Annotated in this window: 3 protein-coding genes; 1 reads left to right on the top strand and 2 read right to left on the bottom strand. The window is 75.9% G+C overall.

The window, feature by feature from the left end:
• A partial coding sequence (locus tag ABD224_RS28960; protein ID WP_344055246.1) for a carboxylesterase/lipase family protein occupies positions 1-1,476 on the bottom strand: 1,476 nt, incomplete at its 3' end.
• A gap of 235 nt (positions 1,477-1,711) precedes the next feature.
• Here ABD224_RS28960 and ABD224_RS28955 point away from each other — a divergent pair.
• Positions 1,712-2,152, top strand: coding sequence for a VOC family protein (locus ABD224_RS28955; protein WP_344055244.1), 441 nt, complete (start codon positions 1,712-1,714; stop codon positions 2,150-2,152).
• Here ABD224_RS28955 and ABD224_RS28950 read toward each other — a convergent pair.
• Positions 2,135-2,492: helix-turn-helix domain-containing protein (locus tag ABD224_RS28950; RefSeq protein ID WP_344055242.1), on the bottom strand; the 358-nt coding region annotated here is incomplete at its 5' end. The two genes, ABD224_RS28955 and ABD224_RS28950, sit on opposite strands and share 18 nt — an antisense overlap.

Genomic DNA, 2,492 nt, shown 5'->3' with positions numbered 1-2,492 from the left:
CCGGCCGGGGGCGGTGCCGGCCGTCCAGAGGGCGAGTTCGGCGTCGCGCGGGCCGTGGACGGTGTGCGGAGGGCCGTCGCCGAAGACACGGACCGGATGGGTGTCGTCCCAGGGCTGCCAGCCGGGGTCGCCGTCGGTGACGAAGCGGACCCAGGCGGCGTGCAGGGCGTCGGCGAGTTCCTGCGGGGCGCCCTCGCCGGCGAGTCCGCGGGACTCCGGGGTGTCACCGGTGTCGAAGACGAAGCCCAGCTCCAGTCCGTGACAGGCACCGAGGCCGGGCAGCCGCGAGGGCCAGGCGAACTCGTAGACGTACGACGAGCCCGGGTGGGCGTCGGCCAGCCGGTGCAGCGGGCGGCGCAGCAGATGGTCGGTGACCATCTGGCCGACGATCTCCGCGGGGCCGGCCCCGGGGTGCAGGGCGCGGTAGCCGCGGACCACCTCGGGCCCGCAGTGGCAGCGGGCCATGGCGCCGGCCAGCGCGACCGGGCCGAGCCGGTCGACGTGCTCCAGCAGACCGCCGGGGACCAGCCACAGCCGGTACTCGTCGCGGGTCCAGCCCATGAGGAGGCCGGCGTCGCGTGCCGCGTCCCCCTCCACCAGCGCCTGAAGGGGGTCGCGGGGCACGAGGTCGCCGTCGACGACGATGCCGAAGGCGGGCCCGCCCAGCACCGGGCCGCCGAACCGGCCGGCCTCGGCCTGGGTGCGCAGCAGCAGATCCCGGTCGACGGCGGCGAACGCCTCGGCGGTGGCGGGCACCTTCAGCCGGGCCGCCATGCGCCGCACCATCCGCCGCACCTTGTCGCGGTCGAGCGCCTCCGGCGGCCCGCTCTGCAGGACGGCCCGCCGGAACAGGCCCTGGACCCGAGGAGAGGCGATCAGGGCACCGACGCTGATGGCCCCGGCCGACTGGCCGGCCAGGGTGATCCGACCGGGGTCGCCGCCGAACGCCTCGATCGACTCGTGGACCCAGCGCAGGGCGGCCAGCTGGTCGCGCAGGCCGAGGTTGGCGGGGGCGTCCGGGAACAGCCCGTAGCCCTCCACGCCCAGCCGGTAGTTGACGGAGACGAGGACGACCCCGTCGCGGGCGAAGCCGCGTCCGTCGTACACCGGGACGGCCGAGGAACCGCGGGTCAGCGCGCCGCCGTGCAGCCACACCAGGACGGGGAGCCGGGCGCCCGGGTCCGGCTCGGGCGTCCACACATTGAGGTTGAGGCAGTCGTCGCCGGGGACGACCGGGTCGGACAGGTACCGCGCGAAGGCCCCCGAGTACGGCGGCTTCGGCGCGGTCGGGCCGAAGGAGCCCGCGTCGCGCACGCCGTCCCAGGGGGCGGGCGGCACCGGTGGCCTGAACCGCCGAGGGCCGAAGGGGGGTGCGGCGTACGGGATGCCGCGGAACACGGCCACCCCGTGCTCGCGTCTGCCGCGCACCGCTCCGTAGGGGGTCGTGACCACGGGGTCCGTCCGGTCTGCCGTCATGTGCCCACCAGCCCTTCGCCGTGCCGTCGGCCGATGCCACGGAAGCACTCCATCGTCTCGTGACAATCCGGTCCGTGGTACTCCGGCGCGCATCCCGGTCTTTCCCCGGACGTCCTGCGGGCTTCTCCCGGGCGTCCCTGGGGCGTGCCCGGACGCACCCGGAACCCGCGCGGTCCCCCTCGGGTGTCCGTTTTCTTCAAGACCGGTGATCACGGCCGCGTCTACCGTGCTCCCCATGACTTCACCGAGTTCACCGACTTCACCGACGACTTCGCCGGCCCCCCGGTTCGCCGTGATCGGGCTGGTCGTCTCCGACCTGGCCGCCTCTCTCGCCTTCTACCGCCGGCTCGGGCTCGTCTTCCCCGAGGGCGCCGAGGAGCAGCCGCACGTCGAGGCCGAGCTGCCCGGCGGGCCGACGCTCGCCCTGGACACCGAGGAGACCATCCGGTCCTACCACCCCGAGTGGCGGCCGCCGGCCGGGGGCGGCCGGGTCTCGCTCGCGTTCCGCTGCGCGACACCCGCCGAGGTCGACGCCGTGTACGAGGACCTGGTCGGCGCCGGCTACCACGGGGAGCTCAAGCCGTGGGACGCCTTCTGGGGGCAGCGGTACGCCGTCGTGCACGACCCGGACGGCAACGGCGTCGACCTGTTCGCTCCGCTACCCGCGAGCGAGTAGGCCGCTCAGCGGCATCCCGGCCAGCGCTCTCACCTCGCGGGACATGTGCGCCTGGTCGGCGAACCCGGCCCGGGCGGCCGTCTCGGCGAACGGCACACCGCGGCGGGCCAGCGCAAGGGCCCGCCGCAGCCGCAGGATGCGGGCCAGTGTCTTGGGGCCGTAGCCGAAGGCGGTCAGGCAGCGGCGGTGCAGCCGGCGGGCGCCGAGACCGAGCGCGTCGGCGGTCGCGGCGACCGAGAGCCCGGACTCGGGGGCGGTGACGATCCGGGCCGGCAGGGGGTCGGGCGGGCCGGTCTCGGCCGCCCGCTCCAGGGCGACCGCCTCCAGCGCGGCGGCCGGG

The sequence above is a fragment of the Streptomyces thermoalcalitolerans genome (genome assembly GCF_039525155.1).
Taxonomy (GTDB): Bacteria; Actinomycetota; Actinomycetes; order Streptomycetales; family Streptomycetaceae; genus Streptomyces; species Streptomyces thermovulgaris.
The sequence above is the reverse complement of the archived record's forward strand: the minus strand, read 5'-3'. Positions and strand labels throughout refer to the sequence as shown.

Coding starts and splice junctions, on each gene's coding strand:
- ABD224_RS28955 (WP_344055244.1), top strand. CDS start 1,712: ATGACTTCACCGAGTTCACCGACTTCACCGACGACTTCGCCGGCCCCC.